Origin of the sequence: Bradyrhizobium sp. 6(2017) (genome assembly GCF_011058295.2) — a bacterium.
In the GTDB taxonomy this organism is placed as follows: domain Bacteria; phylum Pseudomonadota; class Alphaproteobacteria; order Rhizobiales; family Xanthobacteraceae; genus Bradyrhizobium; species Bradyrhizobium septentrionale.
Window position 1 is genome coordinate 9,414,330 of sequence record NZ_CP049289.2, and the last position, 17,587, is coordinate 9,431,916.

Below are 17,587 nucleotides of genomic sequence, written 5' to 3' on the forward strand. Positions count from 1 at the left end.
GAGAGACCAGATGAACGTCCACAAGAATGCGCCTTTGACGCCCAAAGGTCGAGAGGCGATGGTGCGGAGCGTAGTCGAGGGCGGGTTGACCCTGGCCGCCGCGGCTGACCTGTTCAACATATCGCCGAAGACGGTCGCCAAATGGGTCAAACGGTTCCGCGCAGAAGGTGTGGAGGGATTGCGAGATCACTCCTCCAGACCCCTTTCGTCGCCAAGCCAAACCCCGCTCGCCACATGCACGGCGATCGAGGCCTTGCGCCGCCAGCGCCACACCGGCAAGCAGATCGCAGCCGAGATCGCGGTGTCGCCGGCCACCGTCAGCCGCGTCCTGCGCCGCCTGGGATTGAACCGGATACGCGATCTGGAGCCGGCCGAGCCGGAGCGTCGCTATGAGCGCGAGCACCCAGGCAAGATCATTCACATCGAAATCAAAAAGCTGGGGCGTTTCAAGCGGGTAGGACACCGCATCACCGGCGATCCGAGTGCTCCGAACAAGAGCCGCGGCGCTGGTTGGGATTTCGTCCACGTCTGCATTGACGATCATTCCCGCGTCGCCTTCTCCGAGATCAAACCTGACGAGACGGCGAACGGCGCTATTCCGTTGCTCATGGCGTACTACAAAAGCCTCGGCGTCATCGTCCCTCGTGTCATGACCGATAACGGCAGTTGCTATCAGTCGTTTGCCTTCCGCGACGCCTGCCGGGACCTCGGTATCAAGCACATCCGCACGAAGCCCTACACGCCCAGAACAAACGGCAAGGCCGAGCGCTTCATCCAGACCGCACTTCGGGAATGGGCTTACGCTAAGGCCTATCCGACATCAGATCGCCGCGCACAAGAGCTGCCGATCTGGCTGCATCAATACAACTGGCACCGGCCTCATGGTGGTATAGACTGACGAACGCCGATCAGCAGACTTGGGCTGACCAAGGACAACCTCTTGAGGCTCCACAACTAGGCGATGGCGGGGGCGTATGCCTAGGGAAAGTCGATCCGGTGAAAATCAGTCTGTACAACGCCGACCGATCGAAGCGATTGCGGCGACGGATCGCCTTGCAAGATCCGATCCGAAGAGGGGTGCGCTGAGGTGCGGCACAGACGAGCTCACCTGTGGGGAGCCAAGATTAACAGCGGTTGCCCTCGCAATGAAGTTACGAGAGCGTGGCGCTCAGCGCGCCGTCGTCTGGGGTAAAGGGGGCTTCAACTGGGCGACGGCGATCGTCGCAATTTTGAGGGCAGGATCAACGTACCTGCCGCTCGATCGCTCGTTACTGTCTTCGCGCACATCGTTCATGATCGAGCACAGCCCGCTACGCTCTGATTATTGGCGCAGACAGGACGGATTTGCTTCCCCGTTCCAAGGGAAAGACAAAGCTAATCGCGCAATTCATGCCGATACACGAGGCGCTCTGACGTTGTTATGCGAACCTGACCCGGTAGTTGGAACGGTGGAACTCAACCTCTCCATCGCGCCCGGCGCGTTGGTCATGACAAGGGAGGACCGCGAGTGCGGACGCAACAATCGGCCAACACCGTGAAGAGCGAAACAAAGGTGTCGGTGCCGACATTGACGATGGCAGCGACGCTGCTTCTTGGGCGAGTGGCCCAATCGCAGAGATGCCGCTGGATTGCCGCCTCTACCCGTTCCGACTGCCTGTTTCCGCTTTGGAAATGCCGAGGTCCTACTCGGCGGCAGAGCTTAGCGGCCCTGACGGAACGCCTGCAGAGACCTTGTAGTCCTTTGGACGGCGCGCTGTCGGCACCCCGACTTGCTCGCCCTTTCAAAGTCTGGACGACGGCCTGTTTCGTGGCCGAGCGATTTGCGGGAACATCGACGCGATGCTGGCTCGAGGTCGCGAGGAATGCGACCTTCACCTCGCTGGACCCTCCGGAGAATGGAGTCGAAGATTATCTTCAGTCCGGCGGGACCTTGCAAAACGCCGCCCGGAGCCTCTCCGCGGTCCGGTCCGTGGCGCAATGGCCGCTGGGGTTGGGCGCCATCGCGATGCCCTTGGAACGCGTGCAGCAGAGCCACGCGAAGAGGTCAGGCGCGCTTGGCCGCCGCAGCTAGGACGGCTGAACGGACGAGTAATCATGACCTTTGAGACACAGCATCCAGTATTCCAGGCTTTGCGCGAACGTCTATTACTCGGCTATTGGCTACCCGGCATGGCCTTGAAGCCGACCGACATTGCGGATGAGCTTCGCGTCGGTATTTCGCCTGTACGAGAGGCTTTGATACGGCTGACTGAGCGCGATGTAGTGCAAAATGTCAACCACAAGGGGTTCAGCGCTAGGCGGATCGACCCAGACCAAGCCATTCTATTCTGCAAGATGCTGTCACAAATGTATGTCGATAGCATCAGCGGCTTCACCAAGGCGAAGCTGATCGATAAGGTGGCGGCAAGCTTCTGCGATGAAATCAGGCCCATTTACGCGAGCAATGAGGATCCCGCGACACTCTTCTTGAAAGTAGGCGAGTGCTATCGGCGCGCTTTGCTGGTCAAACAGCATCGCCACATTGCGGATCACGTCGCAGACGTGGTTTATGTCTATCTTTCACGCGCAATGGGAACGCGTACGTACTACGGCGATTTGCTTGTCGAAAGCCAAGGTATTAGCACCTTGATCATCGAAGGACAGCACAAGGCCGCAGTCCGTGCCGTCCGGGCCTACTTCAGACGCCGGATCACGGAAATTGTTCAAGCGCACGCGAGGCTTTCGCGGATGCCGAGCACGACAAATCTAACACGTAGTCATGTGGACTTATCACGCCCCGACGGTGCGTAACTGCTATGATCGTCGTGCCCGATGCGAGTTGTCGAAGTGCGTCGAAGATCCAGCCCTCGGTCTGCTCGTCCAGCCCGGCACTGGGCTCGTCGAGAAGCAACAACCGGGGCCTCGCGATGAGTGCACGGGCGATCGCAAGGCGCTGCCTCTCGCCGCCGCTTAGCAATTGGCCCCGCTCGCCGACGCGGTAGTCCAAACCGTTCTGCAAGGAAGTCACCTTATCAGCCAGATGGACGCAATCGAGTGCGTGAAGCACATCCGCATCGGAAAACGGGCGGCCCAGCAGAACGTTTTCGCGGATACTCAGATTCATCATCAAGGGCTCTTGGGGCACGTAACCTACGTACGCCAGGTAATCTTCCGGATCGAGCGTGGCCAAGTCCAGGGGGCCAATGCGCACTAGGCCGCTGTAGCCTTGATGCATTTTTAGCAGGAGTTGCATAAGCGTGGATTTGCCAGCACCCGACCGTCCGATGATGAAGTTGATGACGCCGGGCTTGAACTCGCCCGTTATCTCAGAGAGGAGCGGCGAAGCGCCTCGTTCATAACCAAACGAAAGCGCGCTGATAGAAACGTTGAGTGAGCCCAATATCGGCATGGTACGCCTGAGCATAGCGGGTCGCACCGCTGGAGCATGTGCATCAAGCAGCTCCTGCAGCGGCCCAGCCATGCCACGCGCAACGGTGATGTCCCGCATTGACATGCCGATAAGCTCGAAAGGCCGGTTCAGTTGAACGAGGATCATGCTCACCATGACGAGCCCACTTATCTCGCCTGACCGGTCATAGAGCCACAGCAAAAGCCCCAAGATCGAGGCATACTGAACGAACAAGAAGGTGGATTGCAAAGCGCCATAGCGCAACCGGACGCTATAGAAAGTAAGCCAAGCTCGGCGCGTGGCGGCTGTCTGGCGATCATACAGCTCAGCTATCCAAGGTTGAGCGCGGAACATGCGAATCGGAACGATGTTCTCGATCGCACTTCCTAAAAGGTTCGAGCTCTCATTAGTCGAAGCCTGCGCTTGAGCTTGATACACCTTTGTAACCCTATTGCTCTTCCATGTTGTCAGTACGAGCACGGCGCCGTAGGCTAAGATGAACAACGCCACCAACCAATTCGCTGCTCCTCCGACGGCAAGGAACGAGAACGCAACATCGGCGACCCCGCCCATTAGCACCATCGAATAGAGCTGAATGTAGATCTTGTTGGACTGGTGCCAACTCTCCACAATTGCCGAAAGCTTGCTCGGATTGTTTTGAGCAAACAGCGATAGCTCGGCAGTCGCCAGAGCGGCCATGATCTTCTTGCTGGAGAGATTGCGAACGTGCTGTTCCAGCCTGTTCGATAGAACCACCTTGACGTCTTGCAAGCACCGAGCAAGCGCGGCCGTAACGGCAAACAGCCACAACAAACTGAGCGTGTAAAGCGGCGGCGCGCTGACCAGCCGGGCGACAGCCCGTGAGAACAAGAGCGGCCCGGCGACCGCGCAGCCGGACGCTACAGTGGTCGTGAGCACGAAACCCGCGACAAGAAGGCGGGAAGATTGCATGCTCGTCTTGATGACGTCCCATTGGAGCGGGGGCAAGGGCGGCTTACCCGAGTTCATAACGATCCATCCAATCGGCAACAGCGCATACCCGAACGAGCGCAGACGCTGAATCGTAAGACAAATTATCGATAGCAGTACGGAGCAGATCACGGGAGATCAAGCCGTGCCGATACAATGCACTACGCTCGACACGTGCCGCCAAGGCACCATATTTGTACCGAGTTAGCAGATCGCGCCCGGCACCTTTGCCAAGTCGATAGTAGATCACGTCGGGCAAGTCTTCCCGGAAGGCCTCGCGCTCAAGTGCGCGATCAATTCCATTTGAGCAGTGATTTCGGCGAGCCGCGAGAAGTCCCGCCTTGATGAGCGGCCAGAACACAAAGGCCTTTCGCTCTTCTACCGCAATGTCTCGTAGTGCGATGCGATTGAGCTCTGCATTACGCATGCCGAAGAACTGAAACAGTCGCGTCGTCGGCAGGTGGCGTAGGGCCCTAGAGCCCGGTACGAGCTCTGCTCGGACATCCGGCCGTGCTGATGCGACAGGCGACTGCGGAAATCGAAGATCACCGAACATATGCCGGCGTAAGTCCCGGCTGCTCTGGCCGGTGATCACGTCGCCAAGAACACGCCAGACAGACGCTCGGGCCTGGATCGCAAGGCCGGCGAGCTCGCGCAATGTCTCTCGTGGCGATCGGGCTTCGGCAAGCAGCTCTCTGGCCATCGTCAAGCGGCGCATTCTGAGAAATAGTTGATCGCCTCCATCCCCTGTCAACACCAGACGCGATCCTGCAGCCTGCGCAGCCTCGTGAAGTTGAGCTGTCGTGGCGATCGTGGCCGCTAGCTTACAAGGTCGCGGCGTTGGAGCCAGCAATTCTGATGACAGGTCGGTCATCGACGAGCGAGCATTCGTTTCGACATAGGTTGGCACGCCGCGCGCCCGCTCGGCCAGCGCGGCAAAAAAGAAACGTTCGTCACCCTTGACGTCCGTCTCTGAGTAGCTGTTCAGGAGGGAGAGGGACCTATCTCGATGGAGGTCGGCCGCTGCCAATGCCACGACCGACGAATCAAGCCCCCCGGAACATTCAATGCTAAAACCACCGCCATATCGGCGCGTTTTGTGAGCGACGCTCGCCGAGATCAATCGGCGAAAGCTGGCCACATCATCCTCGAAAGAGACCGCGGTTCCCTTGAGCCTGGCTACGGCGCTCGCCAGAAAGTCGACTTGCCGAAAGCTCCCCCTTGAGATGATGAGGGCCGCGCCACTCAGCAGCTCGAAAACCCCACACAACCCTGTTTCCGGGGTCATCCAGGACGTGTTGCACATTAGTCCAATCAAATAGTCAAAGTTGAAGGCGTGGCGTTGCGCCAAGACGGCATCTGGCAGCTTCAGTCCTGCCCAACACTCAATTACATCATTTCTGACTTGGTAGAAGATGGAGATCTCCGAGAAAGGAGGGCGTACGATCGCAGTGCCACTCGGCGCGCGAACAATGAAAGCCGCATCGCCAGCGTACCGCTCCTGCAGCACAGCTACAATCTCCGGCAGAGACGTGCCTTTGAAGTGTGTTGGTTCCAATTCAGTCGGCTCGCCGGTCTTGGCGTCAACAATATCGTTGAGCACCGTGATTTCAACGCGGCCGTTTACAACGATGCTGGCAAGCTCCTTGACTGAATCCAGGAGCCCATCGGCGTTCAGTCTCATTACGCGAATCTCAAGATGACGCTGTAGTCCTCCACAGCCCGCCTCGTGTCGTTCAAAATGAGGTCGCCCGATTGCAGCCAAGCGTGGGCACTGAACGGTGGTTGCTTCACACCCACGAGGAGCTCGAGCGATGCGATGTAGGGATAGAAAAAAAGATATCCACCCACGGAATCCTCAAGACAGCGCGGGCGGCGTAACCGAAGATTGCGCAGATGCTGGAATACGCTGGCGTAGCAATGGATCGTTTCGCCTCCGACGGGTGCCGTACCGTGACGTGATGCACGCAGAAAGTCGAGTTGACAAGCGATGCTCTGGCTGCGAATGAGGCGGGCAGCATGAGCCGCACGCGCATAGCGCCACACCAGATGGAGGGGCGGGACGAAGGCTGGCAGTGAGTTCAGACAATCGCGCAACCTTGCTGTCGTCTCAGTCAGCCGTTCACGCTCCTCCGGACAAGCTACAGATGTGCTAGCCATGCTGTAACGATTGGATTGCAGGTCGAGGCTGATCCAACGGCCGTTAGACCACGCATGAAATACGTTGCTCACAGCAGCGATCCTTCTGCCCACCGCGCCGTCAAATTGATGGGATGGGCCGAAGCCCATCCCATCAAGCGGTCCACGTCAATCGCGTTGGTAATAATCGCCCGTCGTAGGTTCAAAGGTCCAATCGCCCCCGAAGCCTTCCGTGAGCTCGGTGGCATCCCCGACGTCCTGCGCCGTGTCATTGATAGTCGTTGTATCCATCGACTTCTCCTTATTCATCGCATTCTCCTGGGTGACCGGCCTATCGCCAGCATGCGCAGCCTAGCATCGTGAAATAAAATAGGACTTTTATATTCTGAATATGATGTCGATCGATTCGAAGAATCGTTTGACGTGGTAGAAAGTTGCGGGAATTGGGCGACGAGGCGATTAGGCGGCGCGTTTGTGGCCAGCCGGCCGAAGGTACGATGAACGGGCGATTCAATCACCTGTGATAAGGCGTATCCCTGATCCTTCCAGGATTAGTTCGAGGAGAAGGTTTCATCGCCTGTTTTCATCAAAGCCGCGTCTTAAAAACTCCAACGGGCGTTAACCGCAGGCCTCGGGCTCAATCCAGGTTGAAAATCGCTCGGGCTCACGACAACGATCCGAGCATGAAGCGCAGCCGCTTTTCCGACGCGGTGCTGGAGTTCGGCTGTCTGCAAAGGCTGGCAGCGGCACCGCGCGCGGCACTCGAGTTGCGAGGGTGTGGCGGCGTCTGTGTCAAGCGCGGTGATCGAAATTGCCATTGGCGAGGTGATCGTGCGCGCCGGCTTGGACGTCGACGAGGCGCAGTTGCAGCGGGTGATCCGGGCGGTCCGTTCGGCATGATCCCCTCCGGCGTGAAGGAGTTCTTGGCCAGCCATCCAGTCGACTTCCGCAAGGCCTGTTCGGGCGGACCGCCGCCCTTCTTCCACGGCAGCAAGGACACGCCTTCTGATCGTCGGGCAGGTCATACTCGACGCGCTCTTCTCAAAGCGCAGGTGGATCGCATCATCGATAAAAAGTAAGCGGCATGAGGCCCCCACCTCGCCATAGCGAGGCTCGCCTGCGATACAGCCTGGCATGAGCTGACGGTGGAGGTGCAGCGATGGCAAATGCCATGCTTGATGTCAGGCAGGAAGGTGACTCCTTTCGTCGCGTCGAGGTGATCACTGGGGAGCGCCGACGGCGACGGTGGACGGGCGAGGAGAAGGCCCGGATCGTAGCGGAGAGCTTTGCGGAGGGGGCGAACATCTCCGAGGTGGCGTCGGCACAATGGCGTTTCCCGCGGGCTGCTCACGGCGTGGCGACGCCAATCAACGAAAATCGATGGCTTCCTTCACGTCCAGGGTAACCGGCATGAGCTCCCACGCCTGCGGGATCAGCGAGCGCGAGCGTAGCGGATCGGCATCCAGTATTGGCGCAAGACCTCGACGGCCGCCGGAATATCGGCGTAGGCGTTACGCAGATACCGGGTGGGACCGGGTGGGCGGAAGCTACGCGATTGCAGCATCGATCGCGCCAGCACCGGTTCCCCTGAAAACGCTCACGCGGAAAAAGATATCAGTCGACGAGGACTATTCCAATCGCGACGGCTACGACCCGCGGTTCGTGAGCGGCGTGACGTTTCCGCTGCCCACGCCGGTCGGCAAACTGGCGAAGCAGCTCGCTCCCTTGCGGGCCGGCGAACAGAACGCCGAGGCCGGTGAACTGAAGTATGAGCACTTCGGCATCAAGATGAACAAAGCCAAGAAGATGGCTCCCTTCACGGCCACCAACATCGACGGCAAGAGTTTTCTGAATGTGGATCGCTCCACGGGGAGGTCACCGATGGCGCCGAAGGAGAAACGTGGTACGGCAACCCCCGCATCGGCGCGAGCTTCTTCATCGACCAGACCTTCTATTCTGGTTGGTCCAATCTCTTCGACAGGAGCCATCTAACTCGCCGGATGGACCCGGACTGGGGAAGGAAGGAGGAAGCCGAACGCGCGAATGCGGACACCTATGATTTCACCAATTGCACCCCGCAGCACTTCCGCTTCAAAGAGAGCACCAAATTCTGGCAGGGCGCCGAGCAATACGTCCTCGAAAACGGAGCCATCGCCGAAGAGACCGCCAACCGTATCTGCGTCTTTCAGGGGCCGATCTTCGATGACAAGGTTGATCTTTGGGCGAACGACATCCAGATTCCGTCGTCGTTTTTGAGGTGATCGCCTGGAAGGGCAAGAACGGCGTGAAATCGGTCGGGCTCGTCGTCGATCAGCGTCAACTGCTGTCCGAACCGCGCAAGGGAGGAATTCCGCCGAAGCCGCCGGCCTTCGTCGACGTCTCTCATGGGCGAATGGCCGTCACCGAGATGACTTCTGAATCCGGCATAAAAGCGGGCAATGTGCCCAGGCGGAGAGCCGAGCAAGTTGGATTTCTCTGCTTTTGTTATTTTTCCTATTCACGTAGGCTCGGGTTTTCGCAGGAGGCGTTAATTTGAAATCGCTTCAAACAAATTTGCTTTATGCGCTGATGTTGTCGTCGATCGCGATCTGCGCAAGCAGTGATGGCTTCATACAAAGTATCGGGCCATCTGCTGCCTCTCCGCCTAATGGGCTTCCTGCTTGGGCCTTCTTGTGGGATCCGACTGTCAAAGTGCCCCCACCCGACGACAAGCCCAATCCACTCCCGGGCAGCAGCGCCGCATTCAGCTGGAAACAGGCGCGCGATCTTTTCGTCGCGCCCGACTGGCATCCGGACGCCCATCCTCCGATGCCGGACATTGTCGCGTACGGACGCAAGCCCAACGTTCGCGCTTGCGGATCATGTCATCGCGTCGAGGGGACCGGTGGTCCGGAGAATGCAAGCCTCGCCGGCTTACCCGTCGCATATTGTCCAGCAAATCACCGACTTTAAGAGCGGCTCCAGAAATATGTCCGGCCCCCAGAGGCCTTCCACCCAATTGATGTTGGCGTCAGTCAAAGACTTAACTGACGCCGAAATTCACGCCGCAGCGGAATATTTCGCTGCGCTTAAACCCAAGCGGGTTATCAAGGTCGTCGAGAGCGAGACGATCCCGAAAACGGCCCCGTCGCGCTTATTTTACGTGAAGAGTTTGGATGGCGGCACCGAATCGCTCGGCCAGCGCATCGTCGAGATGCCGGACGATGTCGACCAGTTCGAACTTCGCGACTCACGAGCTACGTTCACGGCTTATGTGCCGGTTGGGAGTGTGACGAAGGGAAAGGCACTCGCGACGACTGGTGGATCGGGAACGACCATAGCCTGCAATCTCTGTCATGGGCCGGAATTGAAGGGCTTCGACTCTGCTCCACCGATCGCAGGGCGCTCACCAACCTACATCGTGCGCCAACTCTATGAATTCCAGCACGGCGGCCGGGCAGGCGGCGCAAGCTCCCAAATGAAACAGACTGTCGAGAAGGTCTCTCAGGACGAGATGATCGCCCTTGCAGCTTACATCGGCTCGCTGGATCCCTAAGGATACGGCTGTGAGACAAAATCATGACCATCTCCCAGTTTCGGCAACTTGCCGCCTACAATCGGTGGGCCAATGCGCGCCTGTATGCTGCTGCACTTGATCTATCGGATCGGGCATATCGTCTTGACATCGGCGTCTCCTTAGGCAGTCTGCACGGCACATTAAACTACTTGCTGCTGACCGACCGCCTTTGGCTGAGACGGCTGACCGGTGAAGGCGACCAACCGGATCGTCTTGACGCTATTTTGTATGAAGACCGTGTCGAATTAACCCAGGCGCGGATCGATGAAGACAATCGGTTGATGGCGGTTGTCGATCAGTACGACGAAACGACGCTTGCCAATCTCCACGGCTACAAGACAACCTCCGGGATGCCGCAGTCTCAGGTCCTTGCGGATATTCTGTGGCACCTGTTCCATCACCAGACGCATCATCGCGGACAAGCACATGCGTGCTTATCGATCCTGACGGGTGGCGAACCACCTTCGCTCGACTTGCTGGTGTTTCAGCGGGGCGGCACTTGCCCCGACCTCAAAACACTGATCCGAAGGGTATAGCGAATTGTCTGCCGTTGCGTCGCGAACTTTCAGTTATGCTCAGCGCCATCCCTGCCGCCGGCGTGGGACAATGTGCCGCCACGAGCACTATTTTCCCTCCGGCAAAGCGTTTTTGAATTCAGTACCGACTTCGCCGGTTCCGTCTGAGGCGATGACAGAACTTTACCGGAACGGCACAAGGACAGGTTGGGGCTCGGACAATTCCTGGCAGTACATGCGATCGATCGTGCGCTGCATCAGTGCATAGCAGTCGCATGCCACGCTTTCGAGCCGCGCCCGGTCGATCTCGACGAAGCCGCGCCGGTCAGACGGGATGGCGCCCGCCGCGCGAAGATTGCTCATCGTCAGCGTCACCGTCGTCCGCCGTACCCCGAGCAATTGGGCAAGCGCCTCCTGCGTCACCGGAAGCATGTCGTCGGGAAGGCGGTCATGGAGCTGCAGTAGCCACCGCGCAGCGCGGCCATCCACCCGATGTAACGCGTTGCAGGCGGCCACGTGCTGGAGCTGCAACAGCAACGAGCGGACGTGGACCTGCACGACATGCCTGATGGCCGCGCTTCGCGCATAAGCGACCCGAAATTTTGCGGCAGAAATCAGCGATGCGGTGCCGGCCACGCGAGCAATCGCGGTAACGGACGAACGCGAGGGACCAAGCACGGAGAGCGAAGCCAAGGCGCCTTCCCGGCCCATCAACGTGGTCGCGACCGTTTCGACACGGATAGTGCCGTGGCATTCGCACGCCGCTGCAGTGAGTCGCGATCGGTCGATCTCGATCTGGCCGCGTCGCTCCGATCTGATCGACTCCGGACGCGCGCAGATTGCGCATCAGGAGATTCACGGTCGACCGCCGCACGCCGAGGATCTGCGAGCGGCACGATTGAGCCGTTGGGGCCATTTCCGGTCATCAAAGCCGGAACAGTTCAGGACTGCAATCATCAGACCGGCACCTATAAGCTGAAATGAGTCCATAGCGAGAATTGGCCACCGCTGATTTCTTTTCAGCGGCGGCATCGCGCGAGCAGTCATGGCATGCAGGCCGTTCGCACTCGGAAGGCCATGCTGGCGAGGACAAGGTCGCGCGGCTGCACAATTTCTAACCTGTAGCCGCCGGTTGGCGAAATCTGACCGTTTATCGAACCGACGCCTTTAGGCCTTCAGGTCCGTGATCCTCATAATTGCGACCACGTTTCCATCGTTGAACGCCTGCTCTTTTGTGTCCTTGTTGCAGGTCCAGACAAAGTTCTTCTTGGCGGTAAAGGTCTTTCCCTCCCGATCCAGCCGAAGCTCTCCTTCGGTGATATGGCAGATCATGGCGTTCATCATCGGGGGACCCATAGTCTTCGATCCCGGCTGCATGATGACATCACGCATCGAGACGGTCTTAAACCCAGGGATGAGGGATGGTGTCTCGCCATCATAAGCACGCACCACGACACCGGGCCATGGTGTCTCGTCTTTATAGCCCGTGGTTTGAGCAGCGGCTGGCTTCATTATGGCTGCCCAAGCCGCTGCCAACCCGATACCCAATGCTGACCTTCGATCGATCTTGCTCATCGCTTTCTCCTGAAGTTACAGCAACGAGCCGCCGCAGAGGCGGCGCTCGCATTTCGTCGGTTAGTCTGCTGCGAAACCGGAAAAGGGAGCGGTCTCCTAGGATGCGTACCTGCCGACAGCACTCGTACAGCTCGTTCGTCTCCGAACGGTGATTTCGGCACATCCCGCTTAACGGCAATTACATTCTACGCCACTTGACGCACCTGAGAAACAGGCGGCTTCGCCCGAAGGCCCGATTGGCGTACTGCCCGAAGGCCGCGACCGCGCTCCTAGGAAGGTCCGGAGTTGGCCCGTTTGAGACTTGCCGGTAGCCCCGCTTGGCATGTCTGCTTGCCGGGGCATAGCGGCCTTGATTTGCTCAGTGAGTTCTTCGCATTTTGACCCGGAGCAGGACGGCTTGGCGAGCCGCCGCGCTTTCTTTTCCTCATCCCTGACCAAGTCAGTTCACTTATCTTATCTCTGGACAGTCGACGCCAACTTCGCTCAAGAAGTCGACGCTAGCTAATCACCGCCTTTTTAAGGTGAACTTCGACCTTCTGCAGCGCGGCCCGCTTCTCAGGCAGATAGTCATACCTGTCATATATTTCATCGAGGTCCGTTTTCCCCGCGCCCGTCACGTGGTTGAGCATGATCTCTGCGATCTCTCGCGAGACTCCAAGGCGCGCGAGCATCGATCTAAACGTTCGGCGCAGATCGCGCACTTGCCAGCCGGTCACGCCCGATCGCTTGTCGAGCTCCTTCTTCAGCTTGCCCCATGAGCCATCATTGAAGTGAGAGCCCTTGATGTGACCAAGGAAGTAATAATCAGTGGTCTTGTCTCGCCAATTGTCACCCATCTTTTCTTGCCGATTGAGGATCGCACGTGCCATGGGAAGGATCGGAATTGCGTGGGCGCGCCCGTTCTTCGTGAACTCGCCCGGAATGGTGAGCAGACGCTCCTCTCGCCAGGCGCGTTGCAGCCTTCCTATTTCGCCGTTCCGGCATCCCCACAGGATGATGAGGCGGATCATGTCACCGAAAAAGCCCTCGCATGCCTGCCAGATTTTCCCGAGTTCGTCGTCGTTCAGGATACGGCTGCGTTTTATGTCCTTGCCTGGAGCGGGATAGCCTTCAAGCGGACTGCGCTTGATGTAGCGGTGCGGAGGTTTCGTGCACCAACGGAGCATCGTCCGGAGTGCGCGGAATGCGTGAAGCTGTTCACTGGGCACGTCGGCGAGCTTCCCGAGTTCGCGCTCAATCATCGCATCATCGAGTTCAATGAGCGTGCATCTAAAATCCAAGCGGTTAAGGAGACGGAGCGTCTCAGATTTCGTGCGCTCGGCTTTGCCTTTGTAATTTTCCTCAACGAAGACGAGCTTCGCTTGCTCGAACTCAATGCTGATTTCTTTCTGCCCGACCGGCGTGCCGAGAGCGACGAAGGCGCGGCGGCGCGCTTCCGCGAGCTTCAGATCAGGATAGTGACCAAGTCGAATTTTGGTGCGATTTGGCTCCTTGAGGACGATCCAGGTCTTTCGACGCTTGCCTACGCGCAAGCCGAAAGCTGGCGTCTTCCGGTCCATATACAGACCGGGCTTCAGTGATTGAACCGAGAGATCTGTGAGTCCAAGAATTGGCACGATTTGGCACGCCTTTCACGCGGATTGAGGCGGATAACCATGCCGTACTATACGACGGTCGAGTCGCGTAAACTACTGTAAAATAAGGGGTTTGCGGGCACCATGTGTAACGGTGGAGAGGCTTCAAAAAAGATTGGGAAGCTGCCGTTCTACCATTGAACTACGCCCGCGATCTCAATTTCTTGAGGCCGACCCTGTCGGATGCGACCTGCCGGACCATAGCCCGGGCGGAGGCGGAGGATCAAGCGTGCATTCAGGCCCGGCGCCGCTAGTGGCCCATCCTCACGAGCACGTCATCGATGACAAAGGGCGCGGCGGCGGATGCGTCGCAGGTGCCGCTGCGTGCGTAGATGCAGGCATCGGCGATGCCGACTTGGGCACAGCTTTGCCGTGAAAAATCCGACGGCAGATCGCCGGCGGCCGCGGGCCGCGCAAGGATGCGGTTGAAGGCCGGCTTGGTCGCCTGCAACAGCGGCGGCAGGATCAGCTCGGCGAGCGGATCGGCGGGCGCAAACGCATAGAGCGGCACCGGACCGACCAATCGTTCCCGCCCCGGCAACAGCTGGAAACGAACGTTGTAAAGCGCGAGCCCGCACATCTGCGGATCGCTGCGCAGTTCGGCGGCGAGCTGCGCCGCGCCGACGCCGCGCGTCCAATAGTCGCGCATTCCTTCGCTGGCGCCCGCGAGCGCCACCGAGAGCAAGGCCCAACCGCCCATGACGATCGGCAACGCCCCGCGGCGCCATCCGCCTTTTGTGCGCAGCCATTGCACCCAATCGGCCGACCCGAGCGCCGCGACGATGATGAACAGCACCACCGACAGGAACACGAAGCGGTATTCCTTGTGTGCGATCAGGCTATGGAAGACGAGGTTTGCGACCGCGACGGCCAGCAGCAGCGGCGTATGCCGCGCGCCGCGCCAGATTGCGGCGAGCGGCAACACGATCGCCACCGACCACACGATCAGGAAGTTGATGAGATAGGCCGAAGGCGGCGTCACGCCGAATTCGGTCGCGCGATCGTGCAACAGGTTTTCCTTGATATTGCCGATCAGCCAGGCGAACGGCACGGCGCCATGCGCAAGATCGATCGCGCCGGCGAGCAACAGCGCGGCAAGCCCGCCGGCGACCAGCGGAATCAGGTTGCGCCAGTGTGTCCAGCAGGCGCCGAGCGCAAGCACGGCGATGGCCGGCGCATACTGGAAGCGGCAGACAAAGGCGAAGGCAAGCAGCGCGCCGCCGATCACGAGACGAAGCTGCGACGGGCGATCGGTCACCAGCAGCGCCGCCGGTACGATCAGCGCCGTCGCCAACGGCTCGCCCAATGTGTGTGGCGCAAGCAGGATCAACTCAAACCAGATCGCGGCAGCGAAACCCGCGACGACGGCATGGGTTCGCGAGATCCGTGCGCCAAAGAACCAGGCGCTGAGCACAATCGACAGCGACGCAAATGCAACGACCAGGCGCGGCGCCAGGAAGGCGCCCGCGCCACCGGGCGCAATCGTGTCACCCAGCGCAACCGGGCCGGCCAGCAATGTCGGCAGGAACCAGCCGCGAATGCCTTCGCGCCATTCCCACGTCAAAATGCCGTCATGGCCGAGCATCCGCCACGCCGGCTCGAGATACTGAAAGATCTCGTCGGGATACATCACGTTGGGCCAGACGGCGGCCGCAAGGCGCACGACCAGCGCCAGCAACAGCAATGCGACCAGCGGGTGAAAACGCCCGGTCGCTCTCCCGACCACGCCTTTGCTGCCGGGCGCGGTCTCGGCGCTCGTGCTCGTCATCGTTCCGCCGATCGTATCGTAAAGCAGCATGCTGGCGACCAGATAGCGGGCAAAGCCTTTAAGATGGGTGACTGGAATTTGGCGGGGTCACACAGAACCGGCCGCGACATGGTTAACTAAACGTCAAAATTCCAGATGCGCCGGACGGCGGCGATGCTTAGATCGCGCTCGGGGGTTGGTGGCGTCATGGCGGGGCGTGGGTACAGCATTTTCGACACGGCAATCGGCCGGTGCGCCATCGCATGGGGCGAGCTAGGCGTGGTCGGTGTCCAGCTTCCCGAGCTCCGCGAAATCGAAACTCGCAAGCGGCTGTTCCAGCACTATCCCGATGCACGCGAGATGCGGCCTCCCGAAGAGGTCGAGGCTGCGATCGAGGGCATTGCAGCGACCTTGCGCGGCGGCGATGGCGATCTCGCAGGCATTGCGCTCGACATGAGCGGCATCCCGGCCTTCAACCAGGGCGTCTACCAGACGGTCCGCAGCATTCCCCGTGGCGAAACCCGAACCTATGACGAGGTGGCGAGCGCCCTGCGCGCATCCGGCGCGGTCTATTCGGTGGTGCAGGCGCTCGGCCGCAATCCCTTCATGATCATCGTGCCCTGCCACCGCGTGCTCGAGGAGGGCAACTATGCCGACCGTATCTCGCCGAGCGGCGGCAGCGTCTCCAAGCGGCGGCTGCTCTCGATCGAAGGCGCCCAGCCGACCACCAGCAAGACCCTGTTCGACGTGCTGCTGCCTGTTGCACGGCCCCGGCCGCAAGCCTAAATCTGGGGTATGACCCGGACCACGCTGTTGCAGCGCGATCGCATCACGGTGAACGAGTTTCGCTGCACGGCGGAGCCCGGCGATAAGCCGTTCGTCGAGCAGTTCGCCTCTCATTCCGTATCCTATGTGCGCAGCGGCAGCTTCGGCTGCCATTGCCGCGGCCGTTTCCATGAGCTGGTGGCGGGCTCGATCCTGGTCGGCCATCCCGGCGACGAATACACCTGCACGCACGACCATGTGGTCGGCGACGAATGCCTGTCCTTCTTCCTGGACCCGGAGCTGGTCGAGACGATCGGCGACCGCGCGGCGGTCTGGCAGGTCGGCTCGGTGCCACCGCTGCCCGAATTGATGGTGATCGGAGAGCTCGCCCAAACGGCGGCAGTTGGCAACAGCGACGTCGGCCTCGACGAGATCGGTCACCTCCTCGCCAGCCGGCTTGTCGAGCTGGTGTCCGACCGCAAGGCAAGGCCGCTCACCGCCGGATTGCGCGATCGCCGCCGCGCCGTCGAGGCCGCACTGTGGATCGACGCCAATTCGCACCATCAGATCGATCTCGACGATGCCGCCGAGCAGGCCGGGCTCAGCACGTTCCATTTCCTGCGGCTGTTTTCCGCCGTGCTCGGCGTCACCCCGCATCAATATCTCGTGCGGTCGCGGCTGCGCCATGCGGCGCGACGGCTGGCGGACGACGACAGCCCGATCACCGACATCGCCTATGATGTCGGGTTCGGCGATCTCTCCAATTTCGTGCGTAGCTTCCACCGCGCGGCCGGTGCCTCGCCGCTGAAGTTCCGCCAGGCCTCCCGCGGCAACCGCAAGATTTTCCAAGAACGCCTTGCACTGCAATAGCTAGGGTTCATCCGGTCCGCGCGTCTCATGACGCGTCCAACGACTGGAGACTCTATCATGTACGACCATATCGGATTGCGCGTCGCCGACCTCGACGCCAGCGTTCGCTTCTACACCGCAGTGCTGGCACCACTCGGATTCGTGCTCTGCTCGCGCGACGACAGCGGCGCCGGCTTCGGCCCCAAGGGCGAGCCCGCGCTCTGGCTGCATCTGCACAAGGGCAAGGCCCAAGGCGGCGCGCATATCGCGTTCCGCGCGCCGAGCCATGACGCGATCAAGAAATTCCACACCGAAGGCTTGAAGGCCGGCGGCAAGGACAATGGCGCGGCCGGCCATCGCAAGGACTACAGCCCGACCTATTACGCGGCATTCCTGCTCGACCCCGACGGCAACAATGTCGAAGCGGTGTCCACGTAAGCCTTCATCGTC

The 17,587-nt window shown here is 59.9% G+C and carries 20 protein-coding genes and 1 pseudogene; 13 read left to right on the forward strand and 8 right to left on the reverse strand.

Annotated features, from left to right (window positions below; translation table 11 throughout):
* Positions 1-10: 10 nt before the first annotated feature.
* From G6P99_RS44750 to G6P99_RS44755, 3 genes are all read left to right on the forward strand, one after another.
* Positions 11-898: an IS481 family transposase gene (locus G6P99_RS44750; RefSeq protein ID WP_165126727.1), complete on the forward strand. Its 888-nt coding sequence runs from the start codon at positions 11-13 to the stop codon at positions 896-898.
* A gap of 76 nt (positions 899-974) precedes the next feature.
* On the forward strand, positions 975-1,538 hold the full coding sequence (locus G6P99_RS47905; RefSeq protein ID WP_414645501.1) for an AMP-binding protein: 564 nt from the start codon (positions 975-977) through the stop codon (positions 1,536-1,538).
* Between the two features lie 556 nt (positions 1,539-2,094).
* Positions 2,095-2,790 (forward strand): GntR family transcriptional regulator, encoded by a 696-nt coding sequence (locus tag G6P99_RS44755; RefSeq protein WP_165126730.1) that lies wholly within the window; start codon positions 2,095-2,097, stop codon positions 2,788-2,790.
* Here the strand turns inward: G6P99_RS44755 and G6P99_RS44760 are convergent.
* The 4 genes from G6P99_RS44760 to G6P99_RS44775 form a co-directional block, all read right to left on the reverse strand.
* The gene (locus G6P99_RS44760; protein ID WP_165126733.1) at positions 2,690-4,396 is read right to left on the reverse strand and encodes an ABC transporter ATP-binding protein; all 1,707 of its coding nucleotides are present in this window, start codon (positions 4,394-4,396) and stop codon (positions 2,690-2,692) included. The genes G6P99_RS44755 and G6P99_RS44760 overlap by 101 nt on opposite strands.
* The gene (locus tag G6P99_RS44765; RefSeq protein WP_165126736.1) at positions 4,383-6,041 is read right to left on the reverse strand and encodes an asparagine synthase-related protein; all 1,659 of its coding nucleotides are present in this window, start codon (positions 6,039-6,041) and stop codon (positions 4,383-4,385) included. The genes G6P99_RS44760 and G6P99_RS44765 overlap by 14 nt, the downstream gene beginning before the upstream one ends.
* Entirely contained in the window at positions 6,041-6,589 is a 549-nt protein-coding gene (locus G6P99_RS44770) for a lasso peptide biosynthesis B2 protein (protein ID WP_165126739.1), read from the reverse strand. Before G6P99_RS44770 ends, G6P99_RS44765 begins: the two co-directional genes overlap by 1 nt.
* A 75-nt stretch (positions 6,590-6,664) precedes the next feature.
* The gene (locus G6P99_RS44775) at positions 6,665-6,805 is read right to left on the reverse strand and encodes a hypothetical protein (RefSeq protein WP_165126742.1); all 141 of its coding nucleotides are present in this window, start codon (positions 6,803-6,805) and stop codon (positions 6,665-6,667) included.
* Positions 6,806-7,179: 374 nt separating this feature from the next.
* On the opposite strand from G6P99_RS44775, the gene G6P99_RS44780 reads away from it, so the two are divergent.
* The 7 genes from G6P99_RS44780 (at position 7,180) to G6P99_RS44810 (ending at position 10,588) form a co-directional block, all read left to right on the forward strand.
* Positions 7,180-7,575 carry a hypothetical protein gene (locus tag G6P99_RS44780; RefSeq protein WP_165126745.1) on the forward strand — a complete coding sequence of 132 codons (396 nt, stop codon included), beginning with the start codon at positions 7,180-7,182 and terminating at the stop codon, positions 7,573-7,575.
* 92 nt (positions 7,576-7,667) lie between these two features.
* Complete coding sequence (locus G6P99_RS44785; RefSeq protein ID WP_246709819.1) at positions 7,668-7,901, forward strand: transposase; 234 nt, start codon at positions 7,668-7,670, stop codon at positions 7,899-7,901.
* A 131-nt stretch (positions 7,902-8,032) separates the two neighbouring features.
* A complete protein-coding gene (locus G6P99_RS44790) occupies positions 8,033-8,488 on the forward strand; it encodes a hypothetical protein (RefSeq protein WP_246709424.1) in 456 nt (151 codons plus the stop codon).
* Positions 8,416-8,757 (forward strand): DNA/RNA non-specific endonuclease, encoded by a 342-nt coding sequence (locus tag G6P99_RS44795; protein WP_334262159.1) that lies wholly within the window; start codon positions 8,416-8,418, stop codon positions 8,755-8,757. The genes G6P99_RS44790 and G6P99_RS44795 overlap by 73 nt, the downstream gene beginning before the upstream one ends.
* Entirely contained in the window at positions 8,754-9,032 is a 279-nt protein-coding gene (locus tag G6P99_RS44800; protein ID WP_246709425.1) for a hypothetical protein, read from the forward strand. Before G6P99_RS44795 ends, G6P99_RS44800 begins: the two co-directional genes overlap by 4 nt.
* Positions 9,033-9,392: 360 nt before the next feature.
* On the forward strand, positions 9,393-10,031 hold the full coding sequence (locus G6P99_RS44805; RefSeq protein WP_246709426.1) for a c-type cytochrome: 639 nt from the start codon (positions 9,393-9,395) through the stop codon (positions 10,029-10,031).
* A gap of 23 nt (positions 10,032-10,054) precedes the next feature.
* Complete coding sequence (locus tag G6P99_RS44810) at positions 10,055-10,588, forward strand: DinB family protein (RefSeq protein ID WP_165126748.1); 534 nt, start codon at positions 10,055-10,057, stop codon at positions 10,586-10,588.
* A gap of 162 nt (positions 10,589-10,750) precedes the next feature.
* On the opposite strand, the pseudogene G6P99_RS44815 reads toward G6P99_RS44810, so the two are convergent.
* The 4 genes and pseudogenes from G6P99_RS44815 to G6P99_RS44830 form a co-directional block, all read right to left on the reverse strand.
* A pseudogene (locus tag G6P99_RS44815) lies at positions 10,751-11,299 on the reverse strand (Crp/Fnr family transcriptional regulator); the annotation flags it as partial.
* 435 nt (positions 11,300-11,734) lie between these two features.
* Positions 11,735-12,142 carry a hypothetical protein gene (locus G6P99_RS44820; RefSeq protein ID WP_165126751.1) on the reverse strand — a complete coding sequence of 136 codons (408 nt, stop codon included), beginning with the start codon at positions 12,140-12,142 and terminating at the stop codon, positions 11,735-11,737.
* A 497-nt stretch (positions 12,143-12,639) separates the two neighbouring features.
* Positions 12,640-13,701 carry an integrase arm-type DNA-binding domain-containing protein gene (locus G6P99_RS44825; RefSeq protein ID WP_246709427.1) on the reverse strand — a complete coding sequence of 354 codons (1,062 nt, stop codon included), beginning with the start codon at positions 13,699-13,701 and terminating at the stop codon, positions 12,640-12,642.
* A gap of 325 nt (positions 13,702-14,026) precedes the next feature.
* Positions 14,027-15,574, reverse strand: a complete 1,548-nt coding sequence (locus G6P99_RS44830; protein ID WP_029077881.1) for a 4-amino-4-deoxy-L-arabinose transferase — start codon at positions 15,572-15,574, stop codon at positions 14,027-14,029.
* Between the two features lie 156 nt (positions 15,575-15,730).
* Here G6P99_RS44830 and G6P99_RS44835 point away from each other — a divergent pair, with 156 nt between their 5' ends.
* From G6P99_RS44835 to G6P99_RS44845, 3 genes are read left to right on the forward strand one after another with little or no spacing between them, the layout of a single operon-like run.
* Complete coding sequence (locus G6P99_RS44835) at positions 15,731-16,309, forward strand: methylated-DNA--[protein]-cysteine S-methyltransferase (protein WP_029077882.1); 579 nt, start codon at positions 15,731-15,733, stop codon at positions 16,307-16,309.
* Between the two features lie 9 nt (positions 16,310-16,318).
* Positions 16,319-17,158, forward strand: coding sequence for a helix-turn-helix transcriptional regulator (locus tag G6P99_RS44840; protein ID WP_029077883.1), 840 nt, complete (start codon positions 16,319-16,321; stop codon positions 17,156-17,158).
* Between the two features lie 57 nt (positions 17,159-17,215).
* A complete protein-coding gene (locus G6P99_RS44845; protein ID WP_029077884.1) occupies positions 17,216-17,575 on the forward strand; it encodes a VOC family protein in 360 nt (119 codons plus the stop codon).
* The last annotated feature ends 12 nt before the right edge of the window (positions 17,576-17,587 follow it).